The sequence below is a fragment of the Pseudoalteromonas sp. HF66 genome (assembly GCF_011806445.1).
GTDB classification, from domain to species: Bacteria; Pseudomonadota; Gammaproteobacteria; order Enterobacterales; family Alteromonadaceae; genus Pseudoalteromonas; species Pseudoalteromonas apostichopi.
The window spans coordinates 183,728-204,042 of record NZ_JAATOU010000003.1 but is presented as its reverse complement, the minus strand read 5'-3'; the positions used below and the strand labels follow the sequence as shown (position 1 = coordinate 204,042).

The following is a 20,315-nucleotide window of genomic DNA, read 5'->3' as shown; positions in this document are numbered from 1 at the left end:
CGAAATTCTTTAACTATTTATCGAATTTTTCTGTATAAAAATCTTCATGCTGGTAGTCTATGGCAAAATTTATAAAAAAATAGACTGGGTGTATGTCAAAAGTACGATCTTTAAGCCTTACATCTCGTATCATGGTAGGTATGGTACTGGGTGTAATCGTTGGTTTTATCTTTCAAGCCATTTTAGCGGGTGAAGACGATTTCCTTATTCCACTAGGGTTATTCTCTTTACCAATTAAAGCATTTTTCGTTGATGGAATTTTCCATGTTGGTGGTCAAATATTTATCGCAAGCTTGAAAATGCTTGTGGTACCACTGGTTTTTGTATCATTAGTCTGTGGTACTTGCAGCTTAAGCGACCCCAAGAAATTAGGACGTTTAGGTGGTAAATCAATTTTGCTTTATTTAGCGACTACTGCAATCGCTATTACCGTTGCTATTACCTTAGCGTTATTGGTAAATCCAGGAGAAGGTATCAATCTACCTTCAGATGCTAATTACAGTGCAAAAGAAGCGCCAACTCTCGCACAAGTTATCATTAGTATGTTCCCGACAAACCCTATTGATGCAATGGCAAGCGGTAATATGCTACAGGTTATTGTTTTTGCATTATTATTTGGCGTAGCGATGGCGCTTAGTGGTAAAGCAGGTCAACGAGTAGCAAATGTATTTGAAGACTTAAATACCGTTATTCTAAAACTAGTTACTTTGCTTATGAATATTGCACCCTATGGTGTTTTCTTTTTAATGGCAAAACTATTTACTACTATAGATTTAAAACTAATAAAGAGCCTTGCATTGTACTTTGGTGTAGTTGTTTTTGCCCTACTCTTCCACGGTATTGTTAACTACAGTGTGTTGTTAAAAATGTTTACAGGTCTTAACCCTATTACGTTTTTAAAGAAAATGAAAAATGCCTGCCTATTTGCATTTAGCACATCAAGCTCAAGTGCAACCATGCCTATTACCCTAGAAACTGCTAGCAAAAAATTAGGCGCACATAATTCAGTTGCCTCATTTACCGTGCCTTTAGGTGCAACCATTAACATGGACGGCACAGCAATTATGCAAGGTGTTGCTACCGTATTCATTGCACAAGTATTTGCTGTTGATTTAACAATTTCAGATTACTTAATGGTTATTTTAACCGCAACACTTGCATCTGTAGGTACTGCTGGTGTGCCTGGTGTTGGTCTTATTATGTTAGCGATGGTGTTAAACCAAGTAGGCTTGCCTGTAGAAGGTATTGCTATCATTATTGGTGTAGACCGTTTACTTGATATGACACGTACTGCTGTCAACGTTACTGGTGACTGTATGGTGACTTGTGTAGTTGCGAAATCTGAAGGGGAATTTGATGAAGACGTATTTAACGACCCAAATGCCGCTAAAGATTTAGAAGACTATCATAAATCGATTAAGTAATTATTTACTGGCTATTTATAAGTAAAAAACCCGCTTGAACAGCGGGTTTTTTATTTTAATTTTATATTTAGCACAACCTAAGGGTTTAAGCCTTTTAAGCGAGACATTAAACTCACACCCGCTTTACTTACACCCGAACTTAAACCAATAGCTAATTTGTCACTTAAATTTTTCTTAATACGGTATTTCACTTTAAAGATTTGGCGCTCTTTAGCTTGGCTCAATAAAATATCATCACTGGTATCAATCTTGTCAACTAAGCCTTTATCAAACGCTTGGGTTGCAAACCAGTGCTCACCTGTAGCAACAGTATCAATATCAAGAGATGGACGCTGCTTACTAACAAAGGTTTTAAATAAACCGTGAGTTTGTTCAATTTCTTCTTTGAATTTTTCACGACCTTTATCGGTATTTTCACCAAAGATAGTTAAAGTACGTTTGTACTCACCCGCTGTGATTTGCTCAAAATCCACATCATTCTTTTTCAAGATTTTATTAAAGTTAGGAATTTGCGCAATAACACCGATTGAGCCTACAATTGCAAATGGTGCTGCGACAATCTCATTGGCAACACACGCCATCATATACCCTCCACTGGCTGCCACTTTATCTATGGCAACAGTTAAATGAATTTCGGCATTACGTAAGCGCTGTAACTGTGATGCTGCTAGACCATAACCGTGAACCACACCACCACCACTTTCTAGACGAATAAGCACGCGATCTTTTTCTTTATCAGCAATAGTTAAAATAGCCGTAATTTCTTCTCTTAGGCTTTCTACTTCATGAGCATCAACACTGCCGTTAAAATCTATGACATATAAGCGCGCTTTTGGCTCGTCGCCTTGCTGTTTTTTTGCCTCGAGTTTTTGCTGCTTGTGGTGTGCTTTAAGCTCTTTCTTTGAAAGGGTGTTTTCAATAAAACTTTGCTTTAAATCGTCAAGTTGTTCACTTAAGTCATCAATTGTTATCTCACCTTTTTTAGCTTTGGGTTTCACTGCAGCGCCCATAATAATGGCAACAATCACTGCAATTGCGATGACAAATGTGAGGGTCTTGGCAAAAAATAACCCATATTCGTATAAAAATTCCAATCAAACTCTCCATTTATTAATGATTCGCCACAATTTACCACGCTTTAAAGCAAAAAAAAGCCACATGAAGTGGCTTTTTACTTAATTGGTTATTACTTAATTAACAAGGTTTCGTTTATTCAGTGACAACATCTGAGTTTGTAACCTGAAGATACTGACCACGGCTTGCTAAGAAAGTCGCGATTTGCAATTGCATTTCAGCCGTTGCTGCAGCACTTTCTTCGGCCGTTGCGCCTGAGTCAGGTGTAGCAACAGGTGTTAAGACTGAGCTGTGGTGACCTTTGGTAAATTTAACAACATAGCTCATTGCGTCCGCTGTTGGGCCTTGTGTTTGTGCAACTGTTGTTAAACCCATTAGATTAGCAAGAGGTAAACTACCTGCAATTGGATTACTCGCTACCATTGGTGGAATAACCATATCAGCATTATTGTTCGCACCATCACCGACAACTACACTCATGTAAACTGGTGTGCCAAGAGCTGCAACTGATGCTGCATAGTTAGAAGGGTCGCCACTATCAAGCGCTGTTTGAGCTGCAAATGCAAACTGAGTTACCACACTTTGAATGTTAGCTAATTTTTCGGTTTCACCAGCTACTGTTAACGAACCTATGTACTCTTTATAAGCACATGTAACATAAGCTGTTTGATTTGAAGCAAGTGAACCACAGTTAGATAATGCTTCATTTTGAGTATAAGCGCCAAACTCTGCTGACTCTGCAGTACCAGCCGCAAGTAATACAGAACCTTGTACAAAAGGACCAAATGTATTTGATTCAATCAAGAAGTTTGCAATACCACCGCCACCACTGGCAAGAGCTACACTTTTAACGTTGAACATTGGGTCAACTTGAGCTGCTAAAGGTGCATTAGTCACAGCAACAAAAGCTGGTGCAACAACAGAGCCTAATGAATGTCCTAAGAATGATACATCTTGCGCATTTAAATCAGCAGCACCAGTAAAGTTCAAGCCTAAACGCAAACCAAGCAAATCAGCTACAGACTGACGTAAACTATCACGAGCTACCAATAAAGACTGTAAATTCATGTAACTTAGTACAGAACCTGTAGAGGCATTAAAGTCGTCAGTACCGTCACCGTCTACATCTACGCCACGCTCACCATGCATTGGGTGATCGATTGCAGCCGTTGCAAAACCTTGCATTGTTAATTGCGCTGTAATTGCTAGCATATCTTCTTTTTTAGAAGTAATGCCGTGCTGAAGAATAACAACAGGCCAGCCTGTCTCAGGCATGCTCAATGCGTCTAAGCCAAGCTGAGCTCGCACTGCATTAATAACAGGTAAAATTGGTTTAGTAATTTGTACTGGCACATTAGCAATGCTTTGTGTTTTTGGAATTGTGTTGTACTTAGTTAAGTGTTTTGTTTGATCTAAGCCTAAATCACGTAACTTGCCTCCACTTAACGCCATACAAAGGCCATCAGTTTCGCTAATAGGATCGGTTGGGAATGAATCACCCGCTGCAGCTGCATAGCCTAAAACAGCAACACCACTGTCACAAAGCCCTTGCCAATAAGTCGCAGATAAATCATCAACCGTTTTACCTGTAGGAGTTGCTAAATACATAGGTAACATCACGCTACCTTTTTGATATTGCACCCCACCAAAAACGGGTGAAACACCTGTAATACCTTGCGATGCAAATACTTGCTCGACTGTAATAACCGGTTGCTCAGGAATTTGAACCATAGGTGTCGGCAAGGCTGGTTGTGAAAGACTCGCTGCTAGGAGTTGCTTAACTGTACCAAGGACTTGACCTGCTGACTGCATTGTCATCGCTGCTGAATAGATAATTTCATCTTTTGTGATTGCACCACCTGATGTCACTGCATCTTCATAGCTATTGATAACCGCTTGAAGTGACTTCTGTGAATCAGTGATAAGTGCTGTCTCTTCGCTCACTAACGCGTAAGTTGAAGAAGGCTCAATTGAACGTCCTACAGAGTCCATTAATGACGTTGTTAAAACGTTAATATAGGTACTACCAGCTTTGAACGGTTTAAGTGGGACCACAGCCACAGCATCGCCAGAACCTTGAGTAATAAAATCAACACCAAAGGTTAATTCAGACACCAATTTACAGGCAATACCCGCAGGCACTTGCGAACAAGCTTCATCTGTTTGGCTTGCGCCCATAATTACTTCAAATATACGTACTGCACCAGGAGAAGCAGCAGATGCCGTATCAAGTGAGATACCCGCAGGAAAAGTTAAATCGATTTTAAACGGAGTTTGTGTTGACCAACCATCAAGTGCGCCAAGTGCAAGTTGTGGATCAGCATACGCTGCACGTTCAACACTAACATTGTTGTCATCTAATTCACCTGGCATGTTTAAAGTGCCATCAAGAGTACCACTCATTAATAAATCATTTGGTACTGAGATCACACTATTTGCTGGGTCAAATTTTACTGTCGCGGTTGGGAGAACAGGTGGATTATCATTTTTTACATCTTCTAATGTTTCCCCTCCACCACAGCCAGTAATGGCTGACGCAATGGCTAGTGAAAGTAGCAGTTTTTTCATAATTTCGCTCCGCGCAAATCTTATTGTTATTGTGTGTTCAAGGTAAAAAGTAGTTATTCTACTACCATTATTCTAAGTTAATTTAATGTAATTGGAATATTAATAAGACATTAGACCAGTTAAAGTTAACGTAAAGTTTCGATTTTCGCCACCTTAATTTGCAATAAATTCGATAACTTGGCTTTTTGCTATGGTAAAATGGCGAAAAATCTAATCAATGGTACGTTTATGCATACTTACAAAGCCGCAGAGAATGCGCTAAAAGACAAAGTAATTTTAATAACAGGTGCCGGTGATGGCATTGGCCGTGTTGCCGCATTAACTTATGCTAAGCATGGTGCCACTGTTATTTTACTCGGGAAAACAACAAATAAACTAGAATGTGTATATGATGAGATCGTAAATGCAGGATATCCACAACCTGCTATCGTACCGATGGATTTAAAAGGTGCGACTAAACAAAACTACCGAGACTTAGCGGCAACCATTGAAATGCAGTTCGGTAAGTTAGATGGCTTATTAAATAACGCAGGTATTTTAGGATCATTAGGTCCGCTTGAGCACTTCTGCGTTTCAACCTTCGAAAATATTATGAAGGTTAACGTAACTGCGCAAGCTATGATCACTAAATTTATGTTCCCACTGCTTCGCAAATCACCAAGTGCATCTGTTATTTTTACTTCGTCAGGTGTAGGCCGCCAAGGCCGTGAACATTGGGGTGCTTATGCTATATCAAAATTTGCTGTTGAAGGTATGATGCAAACTTGGGCTTGTGAAGTAGGTAAAACCAATATTCGTGTTAACTGTATTAATCCAGGTGCTACCCGTACATCAATGCGTGCTTCTGCTTACCCTGGTGAAGATAGAGATAAATTAGCAACACCTGAAGATTTAATGCCAACTTACCTATACTTGATGAGCGATGACTCAAAAGAGGTTAACGGTAAATCTTTAGATGCCCAACAAAAGTAAGCTAATAACTAAATATAAAAAAAGCAGCATTTCGCTGCTTTTTTTATATTTAGGCAAGACAGAACTCATATAGTGTGATCGTTCCACAAAAATAGGCGATAACGCAGTATCAATGTCAAACGCGCTCTGCCGTCCGGGGTCTTCCTAAAGGCGATTAAATCGCCCCTAGAGAGAACAAATTTTAATCTACAAAGGTCAACACGCCCTAAATAAAACGCTTGATAATAAAATCAACTTTTACACGTTTTGCCTGACCTAATAGTTTTTTAACCGGTGCTGGGTAATCATCCATCGTTTCTAAATCTTGCGGACCTGTTAAGCGGCGGCAATGTTTCAAAATAGCTTGTTTTTCATTCTCTATTTGCTTAAGGATATGCTGTTTAGGGTCGTCGATTAAAATACCATTTTCAATATCTAAGCCCCATGCACGTGGGTTTAAATTATGCCCACTAAGCAAGTGTAAACGTTTATCAGAACAAATTCCTTTTAAGTGGAAAGAGTTACTTTCATGCTTCCAAAGATAGACATTCAAATTGCCGTTACTGATATGTCGTTTCTGAGACTTTAAAAACTTATATAAAATCGTTTCGTATAAATATGGTAATGCACCAATTTTACTAAACGGCTCACTTGGTGGCAGATAAAAATCATTCGCGGTTTTATCACCTACGACAATAGTCACTTGCTTGCCTTGTTTTAATAAACGTCGTAATGACCGCATTAAAGGTGCAGGAAAGTTAAAGTAAGGGGTATAGAGAACAAGCTCTTGTTCTGTGGTATCAAATAACGATTTGATTAAACGATTCAGCTTATTGCTACGGCGCCCTAAACCTAAGAACAATCGGACACCAAGCTCACCAGCACTTGCTTCTGCGGCGCTTGCGTAACTTGCCGATTTAAGGTCGCGCATCAATTGCTTCTGCGCGACTTTAATATCGTTAAATTTTACGAGTGGGCGCATATCAATGCGTGGTACCGCAACAGAACTTAAAAGATGAGTTTCAATAAATTCGATGACCGAATTGCATAATCCAGCTTGATGAACTAAAAAATAGCGATCTAAACGATAACGCTCATCTTGCTGAAGGTACACATTATTTAAGCTTGCACCGCTGTATAATAATGTATCGTCAATTACAAAGCCTTTTAAATGCAGAACCCCGAAAAGCTCTTTTGCCTTTACAGGTACACCATATACTTCCACATTTGACTGATACTGCTCTTGAAAATCACAATACATGCTGGCATTGCCATCAGATTTAGCTGCTCCAATCAAACCACGTTGGGCACGATGGAAATCAACCAACACTTTTACTTCTAAATCAGGATTAGTAAGTGATGCCTGATGTAACGCAGTTAATATTTCGCGCCCCGCTTCATCGTCTTGAAGATACAATGCGGTAATATAAATCCTGTTTTTTGCTGAACCAATTAAACGCAATAGTTCAGTGCGATACTCTTTTGCATTGGTTAAGACTTGTACGTCTTGTGTAGTCAGCCCAAAAGCGGGCTTTTCCTGCCAAAATACCATAATTGCCTGTTCGTTTAGTTAGCTCATAGCACGAGCTAATATCAAAATTAGCTAAAACATATCAAAAAATTATTGCTTGGTCATGAATTACCGTACTTTGAAGGCATAACAATTGGCAATTAGACCATTTTGTGAGCAAAAAGAGCTATTTAAATTATAATAAGTAAGGATTATTTGACAGCTTAGCGATTTGACTAAAAAAATAATCAGGGCTTTTGTTTACATCCGCCTTGTTTTTCTTAGAATCGGGCGCATAGACATCGTATTGAAACGTTTTTAGGAAAAAACATGAGTGACGCAAAACACTGTAAACTATTAATCTTAGGTTCTGGCCCTGCGGGCTACACAGCAGCGGTATACGCAGCACGAGCTAACCTAAACCCTGTCCTTATCACTGGTATTCAACAAGGTGGTCAGTTGACTACGACGACTGAAGTTGAAAACTGGCCAGGCGATGCACACGGCTTAACGGGTCCTGCATTAATGGATCGTATGAAAGAGCATGCTGAACGTTTCGAAACTGAGATTGTCTTTGATCATATCAACAAAGTTGATGTATCAAAACGCCCTTTCACTTTAACTGGTGACTCTGGCACATATACTTGTGATGCATTAATTATCGCGACAGGCGCATCTGCTAAATACTTAGGTTTAGAATCAGAAACTAACTTCCAAGGTCGTGGTGTTTCTGCTTGTGCAACCTGTGATGGTTTCTTCTACCGCGGTCAAAAAGTAGCGGTTGTAGGTGGTGGTAACACAGCTGTTGAAGAAGCGCTTTATTTATCAAACATTGCTGATGAGGTTCACGTTATTCACCGTCGTGATAGCTTCCGCAGTGAAAAGATCTTAGCTGATCGTTTAAAAGAAAAAGCAGAAAACGGTAACGTTGTTTTACATTACAACCGCACTTTAGATGAAGTGCTTGGTGATGAAATGGGCGTAACTGGCATTCGTATTAAAGCAACTGATTCTGAAGAAACAGAAAATCTAGATCTTGCGGGTGTATTCATTGCAATTGGCCATAAGCCAAATACTGACATGTTTGAAGGTCAGCTAGAAATGAAAGACGGCTATTTAGTAGTTCAGTCGGGCTTAAACGGCAACGCAACGCAAACAAGCGTACCAGGTGTATTTGCTGCAGGTGACGTGTCAGATCACATTTACCGTCAAGCAATCACATCAGCAGGTACTGGCTGTATGGCTGCGCTTGATGCTGAACGTTTCTTAGATAACCTATAAATTAGTTGATCTAAAACACTAATTACTGGGGCTGTTGCAAAAACAGCCCCTTTTTTATAACTAAATTTTTGTTAAAATTAGAACAAATAACAACGATAACGCTGATATGATCAAGCAACTTTACCAACTCTCGCCCGAGACAGTTGATTTTCCAGATCCAGAATTAGCCCTTGATGAGCCTGATGGCCTGTTGGCGATTGGGGGTGACCTATCAGTCGAGCGTATCCAAAGAGCCTACAATACAGGTGTTTTCCCTTGGTTTAGTGATTATGAACCCATTATGTGGTGGTCGCCTAGTATGCGCGGTATTCTTGAGCTCGATGAATTTCATGTTAGCCGCAGTTTAAAAAAGTATTTAAAGCGTTTTCCTGTGCGTGTCACTGTTAATCACGCATTTGCGCACGTTATCAATGCTTGTCGTGAACAGCGTATCGATGCAGAAGGAACTTGGATCACTGAGCAAATGATGCATGCCTATATCGAAGCACACCATCAAGGTATCGCTCATAGCCTTGAAATTTGGCATGAAGATAAATTAGTTGCTGGCCTGTATGGCATCATGCAAAACGGTATATTTTGTGGTGAATCAATGTTTCATGAAGTCAGTAATGGTTCGAAACTGGCAATGTGGGCATTAGTTAATTGGCTTAAGAAACACCAAGCTCATTTTATTGATTGCCAATTAGAAAACCCTTATTTAATCACTTTAGGTGCAAAAGTTATCCCACGCAGGGAATTTTTAACTAGACTTAAATTAGCGCACAGTTTTGTGCCTAAAAGACATATGTGGCAACCACAAGAGTTGATTAATATTTATGACTGAGCACTTACCCGCTAGGCTTGGTTTAAGCCAGCAATTTGATTGCAGCTATTTACCAGACCGTCAGGAGCAACTACTTGTTATTCTTGACCCAAGTTGTTATTGCCCTGATAAATTTGAGCAATTATTAGCATTGGGATTTAGGCGCAGTGGTGACCAAATATACCGTCCTCATTGCCCTGTTTGTAAGGCTTGCAACTCAGTACGCGTATTAGCCCAGCAATTTACTCCATCTAAATCTCAAAAACGTAAACTAAACAAAGCAAAAAATATATTTACTGTAAGCTACAGTGATTACGAACGGGCTGAGTACTACCCGTTATATTGCAAGTATATCACGCAAAGACACCAAGATGGTTCTATGTTTCCACCTGATCAAAATCAGTACGAAAGCTTTTTGTTTTGCCAATGGCTACCTGTAATTTTTATAGAGTTACGGGATGATGATAAGTTAGTTGCCGTTGCTGTAACCGACTGTATGAGCAACTCAGTCTCTGCGATTTATACATTTTTTGATCCTGATTATGAGCAGTACAGTATTGGTAGCATCATGATCATGGAGCAAATTAAATTTGCAAAACAACAAGCAAAACAATTCGTCTATTTGGGTTACCAAGTCGACGAATGCAATAAAATGAAATATAAAACCCAATTTTTGCCTGCACAAAAGCACATTGGCGATCAGTGGTTGGCGATTTAATTTACAAAAATGAGCCCTGTAGCTTTACTTATTGCAGTATTTTCGGCAAAATCTGCAGCGTTTAACTATTAAAGAGGTGTTACGCTAAACATGGCGAAAGAAGACGTAATCGAAATGCAAGGTACGGTCCTTGATACTTTACCAAATACAATGTTCCGAGTTGAGCTAGAAAATGGTCACGTTGTTGTGGCTCATATCTCTGGTAAAATGCGAAAAAACTACATCCGCATCTTAACTGGCGACAAAGTAACCGTAGAAATGACTCCTTACGATTTATCGAAAGGTCGCATCGTATTCCGTGCTCGCTAAGTTAGTGCGTTAACGAGAGATTTAGCTTTTTGCTGCTTTGAATGAGCAGGTGTGTTTATTACAAAGAGCTAAAAGCGTTTGTTAAATGGTGTTAAAACTAACTTAGTTTTAATTCCATTTAATAAACAAAAAGCCCAGCATTAGCTGGGCTTTTTGTTTGTACTTAACTTATTAGGCTAAGCAGTTTCTAGGTTGGTCTCAAAATCAAAATGAATTTTTTTATCTTTGACCGATACCTTAACCGAACCACCATCAGCTAGCTCACCAAACAAAATTGCATTTGCTAGAGGCTTTTTAAGCTCATCTTGAATAACACGGGCCATTGGACGCGCGCCCATAGCTTTATCATAGCCTTTGTCAGCCAACCACTCTCTTGCTTTTGAAGTTAGCTCAAGATTAACTGATTTCTTATCAAGTTGTGCTTGCAATTCGACAATAAACTTATCAACCACTTGCAAAATAACTTCTTTTTCAAGGTGATTAAACCAAATAATGTTATCTAAACGGTTTCTAAATTCAGGTGAAAACACTTTATTGATTTCAGTCATTGCATCGTGAGAGTGATCTTGCTCAGTGAAACCAATCGACTTACGGACTGTTTCCTGAACACCTGCATTGGTTGTCATCACTACAACCACATTTCTGAAATCGGCTTTACGGCCATTATTGTCTGTCAGTGTTCCATGATCCATTACTTGCAACAGAATATTATAAATATCTGAGTGCGCTTTTTCTATCTCATCCAATAGTACAACTGCATGTGGGTTTTTGATCACAGCTTCAGTAAGTAAACCACCTTGTTCAAAACCAACATAACCTGGAGGTGCGCCGATTAGTCGACTTACCGCATGCCTTTCAACATATTCAGACATATCAAAGCGAATAAACTCAACACCCATACACTTAGCAAGCTGTTTAGTAACTTCTGTTTTACCAACCCCTGTTGGGCCAGCGAACAAGAATGAACCAACCGGTTTATCTTCGTTTGCAAGACCAGAACGCGATAAACGTATTGCCGAAGTGAGCGCATCGATTGACTGATCTTGACCAAACACCAGCATCTTCAGGTTGCGGTCAAGGTTTTTCAGTGTTTCTTTATCACTTGAAGAAACGCTTTGTTGTGGAATACGAGCCATTTTTGACACAATTAGTTCAATATCAGCCACACCAATGGTTTTCTTACGCTTCGATACAGGCTGTAGACGCTGATTAGCTCCTGCTTCATCGATGACATCAATTGCCTTATCAGGTAGGTGACGTTCATTAATGTATTTAGCACTCAGTTCTGCTGCGGCTTTTAAAGCTTTTTGTGTATAACGAATACCGTGATGTTCTTCATAACGCTCTTTTAAGCCGTTAAGAATTTTAGTGGTATCAGCAACACTTGGTTCAAGCACATCAATTTTTTGGAATCGACGAACTAAAGCACGGTCTTTTTCAAAGATGTTCTTAAACTCGTTGTAAGTTGTCGACCCCATGCAGCGTAGCTTACCACTTGAAAGTAGTGGCTTGATTAAGTTTGATGCATCCATTACGCCACCCGATGCCGCACCGGCACCAATAATGGTATGAATTTCATCAATGAATAAAATTGAACCTGGTTTAGCTTGTAACTCTTTTAATAGTGATTTAAAGCGTTTTTCAAAATCACCACGATATTTGGTCCCCGCTAATAATGCCCCCATGTCCAGTGAGTAAACTACTGCATCAGCAATCACTTCAGGTACTTCCTTGTTCACAATACGATAAGCAAGGCCTTCAGCAATCGCTGTTTTACCCACCCCAGCTTCACCAACCAATAGTGGATTATTTTTCTTACGGCGACATAAAACTTGCACCGTACGTTCAACTTCGTTGTCACGACCCACTAAAGGATCAATATTGCCATCAATAGCTTGCTGATTCAGGTTAGTGGTAAAGTTTTCAAGCTTAGTCGGTTCTTCACCTTGTACTTCTTGTACTTCATCATGAATATCATCATGGTCTTCACCACCGATATCATCATCTGCTTTAGAAATACCATGTGAAATAAAGTTAACAATATCTAAACGATTAATGTCTGATTTTTTGAGTAAATAAACTGCTTGGCTTTCCTGCTCGGAAAAAATTGCAACCAGCACGTTAACACCTGTTACTTCGTTTTTCCCTGATGATTGCACGTGAAATACAGCGCGTTGTAATACACGCTGAAAACCTAACGTCGGTTGTGTTTCTCTGTCTTCTTCAAGATCAGGAATCACCGGTGTTGTTTCATCAATAAAATCTGATAACTCAACTTTTAATGCGCTCATATCAACGCCACAGGCGTTTAACGCTTCTCCAGCAGAAGGGTTATCGAGCAGTGCAAGTAAAAGATGCTCGACGGTCATAAATTCATGACGACGTGTTCTCGCTTCGCGAAACGCCGCATTCAAGGTTAGTTCTAAGTCTTTGTTTAGCATTGGCAACCCCTTACTGAGATAATATTTATATACCGTTGTGACGGGCTAATTGATCACCCACCTTGGTATTTATTCCTGCTCACAACTACAAAGCAGTGGATGCTCGTTGTCTCGTGCGTAACGATTGACTTGTTCAACTTTGGTATGAGCTACATCAGCGCTGTACACACCGCATATCGCTTTACCATTATGATGAACTTGAAGCATCACATCTGTTGCTCTATCGCTATCCATATTAAAAAACGTCATTAGTACTTCTATCACAAAGTCCATAGGCGTGTAATCGTCATTATTTAAAATGACTTTATATTTTCGCGGTGGTTGCAATTTTTGCTTTTCACTATCGCGAACTGTTTCAATAACACCAGAATCTTTCATGCCACTCATAATTAAATATAGTCTTGTCTTTAGAACTCAAGCAAACTTGAATAAAAAAATAAATAAATTGTTAAAAAATAGTCTAAAACACTTGACTGACTGGCTAAATAAACTACAGTCAAATATAGATTGATTAATCATTAGTCAGTCTAGCAAATTACACGGTTTAGAATAACTAAATTAGTCAACTTATAGAAGGATGTAGAAGTATGGCTTGTGGAAAAGTCAAATGGTTCAATAATGCCAAAGGTTTTGGCTTCATCGTAGAAGACGGCAGCGAGACTGATATATTCGCTCATTACTCAACGATTGTAATGGACGGTTATAAAACACTTAAAGCTGGTCAAGATGTAACATTCGAATTGCAACAAGGTCCAAAAGGGTTACACGCAACGAATATTGCGCCTAACGATGAAATCTCCTAGGTAAAACCTATTCGAGTATCAAGCGAGAGACCTTGTTAAGTTCCTCGCTTACTCTTCTGCTCTAAATATATCCTTACACTTCTCTTGAAATTACATTTCTTAACCCCAATTGTTTAATTGTTATTAGCCCTTTAGAGCCAAGCTTGTTACACTCTTGTTGCTTAAATTTAGCTTTTTCGTCATTTTGACGTAAGGCTTTTGGCTAATTTCATAATTTGCTTATTTAAGCTATAAGAATTTTACAGTCTGTCAGCTGTGGTTATTTTAATACTTTGTATTGAGTTGCAACAGCTAACAGACTGCTTGCTGTTGTTTTATCAAGGCACTTAATTTTAAGCTTGGTATTTCAAAGCTATCTATTGCATTGTTGAATATGGCTAATTAAGGGTTACTGTTAGCAGTCATTACCAAACATTACGCCAACTATCTAGGAATGATGATGACATCAAAAATTATCTATACTAAAACAGATGAAGCGCCAGCTCTTGCGACGTATTCATTGTTACCAATCATCCAAGCGTACACTAACGCTGCTGGTGTTGAAGTTGAAACTCGCGATATTTCATTAGCGGGTCGTGTAATTGCAAACTTCCCTGAGTACTTAACTGAAGATCAACGTATTGATGATGCACTTGCTGAATTAGGTGAAATGGCAAAAACACCTGAAGCTAACATTATCAAACTACCTAATATCAGTGCTTCTATCCCTCAGCTACGTGCAGTAATCAAAGAGTTACAAGAAAAAGGTTACGCGTTACCAGACTACCCATCAGAGCCAAAAACTGATGAAGAAAAGAAAGTTAAAGCAACTTACGACAAAATCAAAGGCTCTGCTGTAAACCCTGTACTTCGTGAAGGTAACTCTGACCGTCGTGCACCTAGTTCAGTTAAAGAGTATGCTCGTAACAACCCACATTCAATGGGTGCATGGAGCAAAGATTCTCAATCTTACGTTGCAAGCATGGAAGAAGGTGACTTCTTCGGTTCTGAGAAATCAATCACTGTTGCAGAAGCTACTGACGTACGTATCGAGCATGTTGCACAAAATGGTGACATCACAGTGCTTAAAGCAAGTACACCATTACTAGCGGGTGAAGTAATTGATGCTTCATGCATGAGCGCAGCTAAGCTTCAAGCTTTCCTTGCTAAAGAAATTCAAACAGCAAAAGACAAAGGCGTGTTGTTCTCATTACACATGAAAGCAACTATGATGAAAGTGTCTGACCCAATCATCTTCGGTCACGCTGTAAAAGTTTTCTTCAAAGACGTATTCACAAAACACGCTGATCTTTTCAAAGAGCTAGATGTTGACGTAAACAACGGCTTCGGCGATGTATTCTCAAAAATCGAAAGCCTAGATGCAGCTAAAAAAGCTGAAATTGAAGCAGATATCCAAGCGGTTTATGAAAACAACCCAGCTATCGCTATGGTTGATTCTGATCGTGGTATTACTAACCTTCACGTGCCAAGTGATGTGATCATCGATGCATCAATGCCTGCTGCAATTCGCTCTAGCGGTCAAATGTGGAATAGCGAAGGTAAATTACAAGACACAAGCTTTGTAATTCCAGATCGTTGTTACGCTGGTGTTTACCAAGCAACTATCGATTTCTGTAAGGAAAACGGTGCATTCGATCCAACAACAATGGGTAGCGTACCTAACGTTGGTCTTATGGCACAAAAAGCTGAAGAATACGGTTCACATGACAAAACGTTTGAAGTAGCTGCTGCAGGTACTATCCGTGTTGTTGATACTGCTGGAACAACGTTACTAGAGCATGCTGTTGAGCAAGGCGATATCTGGCGTATGTGTCAGGTAAAAGACGCACCAATCCAAGATTGGGTTAAGCTTGCTGTTAACCGCGCTCGCGCAACTAACACACCGGCAGTTTTCTGGTTAGACGAAAATCGTGCACACGATGCTGAGTTAATCAAAAAAGTAAACACGTATCTACCTCAACATGATACTGATGGTCTTGAGATCCATATCTTAGCGCCGGTTGAAGCGACTAAATTCTCTTTAGATCGTATCAAAGAAGGTAAAGATACTATTTCAGTAACTGGTAACGTTTTACGAGACTACCTAACTGACTTATTCCCAATTCTTGAACTTGGTACAAGTGCTAAAATGCTTTCAATCGTACCACTTATGAATGGTGGCGGTTTATTCGAAACTGGTGCAGGTGGTTCAGCGCCTAAGCACGTTCAACAATTCGAAAAAGAAAATCACTTACGTTGGGATTCTTTAGGTGAGTTCTTAGCCCTTGCTGCTTCTTTAGAGCATTTAGCGGTTAATACAGATAACAAGAAAGCACAAGTGCTTGCTGACACACTTGATAAAGCAACAGGCACGTTCTTAGCTGAAAACAAATCACCTTCACGTAAAGTGAAAGAGATTGATAACCGTGGTTCGCACTTCTTCCTTTCATTATTCTGGGCACAAGAACTTGCTGCACAAAATGATGATGCGGAATTAAAAGCACAGTTCACACAAATTGCTGCTGATCTTGAGTCTCAAAAAGACCAAATCGTTAATGAATTAAACGATGCACAAGGTCCAGCTATGAGTGTAGGTGGTTATTACCAACCTAATGATGAGCTAGCATTTAAAGCAATGCGTCCAAGTTCAACATTCAATGACATTCTAGCTAAGCTTGTTTAATTATTTAAATCTTATTTATCTAGTTAACTAGCTACAAGAGAGTTATCTCAAAGCGCTTATTCGCGAAAGAGATAACTCTTTTTTTTGCTCTCGTGACTAACGAACCTGTTAGGTTTTCACTAATTTGATTGCTTTTCAGAGCGGTCATTCTCATTAAAACACCACTTGAATAAAACTGTTTTCACACATTGGTAGTCTATTGGTTTAGCAATAAAATCACTCATTCCCGCTGCAAAACATCGCTGCTTATCCGCCTCAAGCACATTGGCTGTTAATGCAATAATGGGCGTATCTTCATAAGCGGGGATTTTTCTAATCAATACGGTAGCTTGAGGGCCATCAAGTACAGGCATCTGCATATCCATAAAAATAATATCAAAGTTGTTTTGCTGACTATTTTCCTTACATAGCGCTACGGCCTGCTCACCATCCCCTGCTATTTTTATAGTTCTTATCCCGAACTCATTCAACATGGCTTCGATAACGACCTGGTTAATATCATTGTCTTCGACTACAAGTACATTAAGTGATGAAAAGTCTGCCTGTTCCTCTTCGGTTTCTTGTATATTTGCGGCTTCAAACTCAGACTGCTCAAAAACCTGTGTTGTTTTTAACTCAAAATAAAAGTGAGAGCCCTGCCCTAAATCACTTTCTACATGCAAAGGAGCATCCATCAAATTTAGTAATTTACTTGATATAGCCAATCCAAGCCCTGTGCCACCGAAACGCCGTGTAATTGACGTATCAGCTTGCGAAAACGCTTCAAAAAGCTTGCTGAGATTTTCTTTCGCGATGCCAATTCCCGTATCAACCACAGAGAATTTGATCTTTAGATTGTCGCTCTGACCTCGATTAATTCTTATATCAAGCGAAACACTTCCTTTTTCGGTAAATTTAATCGCATTCCCTAATAGATTTATTAGCACTTGTTTTAAACGGGTTTCATCGGCAAAGAAAATACAATCTTGCTGTGCTTCGGCAATAGAGATATTGAAGTTGATATGTTTATTTTGAGCTTGCTCTTTAAATAAGTGCATAAGCTCATCTAGCATAGAGTTTAAATGCACTGGTATCGATTCTAGCTCAATCTTAGAAGCTTCAATCTTACTAATATCTAAAATATCATTGATGATCACTAATAAACCAGACCCTGAGGATTGAATGATATTTAGCATCTTCACTTGCTCAGGTGTTAACGTCGTGCGCCTCAATTGACGTGCCATCCCGAGAATACCATTCATAGGAGTGCGAATTTCATGACTCATGTTCGCAAGGAATTCTGATTTTACTTTCGTTGTATGCTCTGCTGTTGTTTTTGCCTCTGTAAGGTCTTGGCTCAATATACGGAATCTATCAGCGGCAGTTGCAAGCACACCAATTTCGTCTTTACGATTTAAATCATAAATAGGAGCAGATAAGTCACCTCCTAAAAAGTGTTGAAAGCTAATCGTTAAACGCTTTATTGAGTGAGTTATTTGTAGGTGGAAAAATGCAGCTAGCCCGATGATATAAATCAGTATACCTATAGAAAGAAAACGAAGTGTTTGATCTGCCTTTATTACTATATCTTGCGCTTCTCTTTTTATTTTTTGTAATCGAGTCAATGATTGCTCGCGCAACTTATCTGCGAGCGTACTGAATTCAATTGCATCTCCAGCCATAACAACATTTACTAAACTCAAGTAATTTCTATTAGCTTGTACTCCCTTGGAAAATACTTCTTGATACGCTGTAGCCAGTTCACTACTTTTAATGTATTTAGTATTTGATAGTCTATTATTTGATAAGATAGTAAGCGCTTTATTAACCGCCGCTCTTTTTGAGTAATCTTTTTTCGCAAGAAACAATGAGGCATCTCGATGTAACTCATGCCAAACGTTCAGCTGCTCTGAGATAGCTAACTTTTCTTCGCTTGAAGCAGTGTTTAATTTAAGGGTGTTTAGATAATTAATGGCTTGGAAATAAATATTAGGAAGTTTGTCGTCAGTAAGCTCTTTTTTTATCTCATAACGTTTAGCAAGCACACTCAAATTATCGCCATACCTGGTTATAAGCTGTGTCATCGAGTCTAGGTAAACTTGGTTTTCAAGTTCGTCACTTTTTAAATCGACACTCTCTAAGCGTACTTTTATACTTTTAAAGTTTTCTATTATTTTACTGAATACTGTTTTGCTTCCTGAAACCCCATAAACCGAGATATCTCGCTGCATTTCAACAATATCCTTGTTGATGCGCAAAATCCCAACTGCATAGTTACTAATACGGCTTATATCGTTAATAGAAGCTTCAATGCTTTGTAGCCGTTTACTCAGAACAATGTAACTCGCTCCCATTGCAAGTAAAACTAGCGTCAACGCTAATAACACCTTGGCCGCTAATGACCGAGAAATAAATGTCAGCAAAGTATTTCCTTATGAATTTAGTAATTCATACCATTTATCTAAACTGTAATCATAATTAGGCATAACCGTATTCCATACTGCTATGTTCGAAAAGCGCTTAATGTAGCTACCTCCATCACGTACCTGACCAGCTTGAACCGAAATTTTTCCGTCTGTTCCTCGTAAATCAGTGGATGCTTCTTGTCCTTCGTACCAATATTGCCATTCAGGCTTTGACATCAGTGGCTTGCTGCGCTCAGGGTTAGAAATGTAATACCCTTGCCTTGCGATAAACGCTCCCGGATAGCCCGACAGCCACCAATTCATGTACTCATAGGCAGCATCTTTAACATACCCTTGGGTATTGGCAGATAAACACATTACCCCATGCCATGCACGATAGCCTTCTTTGGGGGAAGCATAAACAACTGGAATACCTTGGCCTTTACATGCACTAACACCTGGCGAAAACATGCTTTGAATAGTGACTCGTTTCATTTTCATGAAGTCGACAGATTGCGGCACCGAAGTCCAAAACCCAGCAAAGTGACCTTCTCGTTTCTTATGTTGCAAGATAGCGAACAACTGATCAATCTCACTAATGCTCATATTTCCCATATCTTTAAACGTCATCAGGCCTTGCGCTTGGGCAGCCAATGCCGCATCAAAAATACCAATAGTTGGTGCATTTACTAGCGCTACTTTGCCTTTATTCTTTTCGTCGAGTAACCAAGACCATGACTCTGTATCGTATGGGGTACCCTTTTCTATGAACTGTGTGTTGTAACCAAAGGAATCAACGTTATGCACATAAGGCATGAAACTAATTGCATTAGTTGGTGTAGTTGAAAGCGTGCCATCTGCTTGTACATAAAGCAGTTTATTAGGTGAATCACCAGCACCTAATTTAGCGTCAGGAGCAATTTTTCCTGTTTTAGAAAGAGGGTTAATTTCATGCCAATACCTTAACCGCTCAGTTTCTATAGGTTGAATAGCGCCAGCTTGCCATAAAATGTTAATTGAATCTGACCATTGCTCGTATAAATCAAAACTACTTGGATCTGCAGCCGCTTTTTGCAACACAGCTGCACTGCCCATTGGCGTAAACTCAATATTAATACCCAGCTCAAGCATGGCTTTTTGCCTAAGTTCTTCTTGTAACGTAACATGGGTGCCCATCACTCTAATAGTAGGAGTGCTTTTAGCGAATACATAGGGGACTTTGAAAGCAAGTGTTGATGCAACAGCACCAACCCCTAACGTTTTAAGAAAATCTCGGCGGTTATCAGAGTGGTCCATTTAGCATTCCCAATATGTTAAACCCGTTAAAAGTATAGGTTAAATTTGGAAATTACCTAAAGTAAGTATAAGAAAATACTCAATGCGGTTGA

General features: G+C 39.4%; 15 protein-coding genes. 8 read left to right on the top strand and 7 right to left on the bottom strand.

What is annotated here, in order from left to right; genetic code table 11:
- The first annotated feature begins 92 nt into the window (after positions 1–92).
- A complete protein-coding gene (locus HCZ11_RS05225; RefSeq protein ID WP_167657840.1) occupies positions 93–1,424 on the top strand; it encodes a dicarboxylate/amino acid:cation symporter in 1,332 nt (443 codons plus the stop codon).
- A 77-nt stretch (positions 1,425–1,501) separates the two neighbouring features.
- Here the strand turns inward: HCZ11_RS05225 and sohB are convergent, their stop codons facing one another.
- On the bottom strand, positions 1,502–2,518 hold the full coding sequence (sohB, locus tag HCZ11_RS05220) for a protease SohB (RefSeq protein ID WP_130051330.1): 1,017 nt from the start codon (positions 2,516–2,518) through the stop codon (positions 1,502–1,504).
- Between the two features lie 115 nt (positions 2,519–2,633).
- Positions 2,634–5,066 (bottom strand): VolA/Pla-1 family phospholipase, encoded by a 2,433-nt coding sequence (locus tag HCZ11_RS05215; RefSeq protein WP_167657839.1) that lies wholly within the window; start codon positions 5,064–5,066, stop codon positions 2,634–2,636.
- A 228-nt stretch (positions 5,067–5,294) separates the two neighbouring features.
- Between HCZ11_RS05215 and HCZ11_RS05210 the strand changes: the two genes are divergently transcribed.
- The gene (locus tag HCZ11_RS05210) at positions 5,295–6,038 is read left to right on the top strand and encodes a YciK family oxidoreductase (protein ID WP_167657869.1); all 744 of its coding nucleotides are present in this window, start codon (positions 5,295–5,297) and stop codon (positions 6,036–6,038) included.
- Between the two features lie 205 nt (positions 6,039–6,243).
- On the opposite strand, the gene pssA is transcribed toward HCZ11_RS05210, so the two are convergent.
- Positions 6,244–7,569, bottom strand: a complete 1,326-nt coding sequence (gene pssA, locus HCZ11_RS05205) for a CDP-diacylglycerol--serine O-phosphatidyltransferase (RefSeq protein ID WP_167657838.1) — start codon at positions 7,567–7,569, stop codon at positions 6,244–6,246.
- Between the two features lie 288 nt (positions 7,570–7,857).
- Between pssA and trxB the strand changes: the two genes are divergently transcribed.
- The 4 genes from trxB (at position 7,858) to infA (ending at position 10,637) form a co-directional block, all read left to right on the top strand.
- Entirely contained in the window at positions 7,858–8,808 is a 951-nt protein-coding gene (gene trxB / locus HCZ11_RS05200) for a thioredoxin-disulfide reductase (protein ID WP_054551466.1), read from the top strand.
- 106 nt (positions 8,809–8,914) lie between these two features.
- Positions 8,915–9,631: a leucyl/phenylalanyl-tRNA--protein transferase gene (gene aat, locus HCZ11_RS05195; RefSeq protein ID WP_167657837.1), complete on the top strand. Its 717-nt coding sequence runs from the start codon at positions 8,915–8,917 to the stop codon at positions 9,629–9,631.
- Positions 9,624–10,328, top strand: coding sequence for an arginyltransferase (locus HCZ11_RS05190; protein ID WP_167657836.1), 705 nt, complete (start codon positions 9,624–9,626; stop codon positions 10,326–10,328). The genes aat and HCZ11_RS05190 overlap by 8 nt, the downstream gene beginning before the upstream one ends.
- A 90-nt stretch (positions 10,329–10,418) precedes the next feature.
- Positions 10,419–10,637 (top strand): translation initiation factor IF-1, encoded by a 219-nt coding sequence (gene infA / locus HCZ11_RS05185; protein ID WP_002962494.1) that lies wholly within the window; start codon positions 10,419–10,421, stop codon positions 10,635–10,637.
- A 176-nt stretch (positions 10,638–10,813) separates the two neighbouring features.
- Here the strand turns inward: infA and clpA are convergent, their stop codons facing one another.
- Together clpA and clpS are read right to left on the bottom strand one after the other, a co-directional pair.
- The gene (clpA, locus tag HCZ11_RS05180) at positions 10,814–13,078 is read right to left on the bottom strand and encodes an ATP-dependent Clp protease ATP-binding subunit ClpA (protein ID WP_130051325.1); all 2,265 of its coding nucleotides are present in this window, start codon (positions 13,076–13,078) and stop codon (positions 10,814–10,816) included.
- 69 nt (positions 13,079–13,147) lie between these two features.
- Complete coding sequence (clpS, locus tag HCZ11_RS05175) at positions 13,148–13,456, bottom strand: ATP-dependent Clp protease adapter ClpS (protein ID WP_175580379.1); 309 nt, start codon at positions 13,454–13,456, stop codon at positions 13,148–13,150.
- A 209-nt stretch (positions 13,457–13,665) separates the two neighbouring features.
- Here clpS and cspD point away from each other — a divergent pair, with 209 nt between their 5' ends.
- Together cspD and HCZ11_RS05165 are read left to right on the top strand one after the other, a co-directional pair.
- Positions 13,666–13,881, top strand: a complete 216-nt coding sequence (gene cspD / locus HCZ11_RS05170; RefSeq protein ID WP_036968098.1) for a cold shock domain-containing protein CspD — start codon at positions 13,666–13,668, stop codon at positions 13,879–13,881.
- Between the two features lie 439 nt (positions 13,882–14,320).
- A complete protein-coding gene (locus tag HCZ11_RS05165; protein ID WP_167657835.1) occupies positions 14,321–16,543 on the top strand; it encodes an NADP-dependent isocitrate dehydrogenase in 2,223 nt (740 codons plus the stop codon).
- 119 nt (positions 16,544–16,662) lie between these two features.
- Here the strand turns inward: HCZ11_RS05165 and HCZ11_RS05160 are convergent, their stop codons facing one another.
- Both HCZ11_RS05160 and HCZ11_RS05155 read right to left on the bottom strand, forming a co-directional pair.
- Entirely contained in the window at positions 16,663–18,945 is a 2,283-nt protein-coding gene (locus HCZ11_RS05160) for an ATP-binding protein (RefSeq protein WP_167657834.1), read from the bottom strand.
- Between the two features lie 9 nt (positions 18,946–18,954).
- Positions 18,955–20,223 (bottom strand): PotD/PotF family extracellular solute-binding protein, encoded by a 1,269-nt coding sequence (locus tag HCZ11_RS05155; protein ID WP_167657833.1) that lies wholly within the window; start codon positions 20,221–20,223, stop codon positions 18,955–18,957.
- Positions 20,224–20,315: the final 92 nt, after the last annotated feature.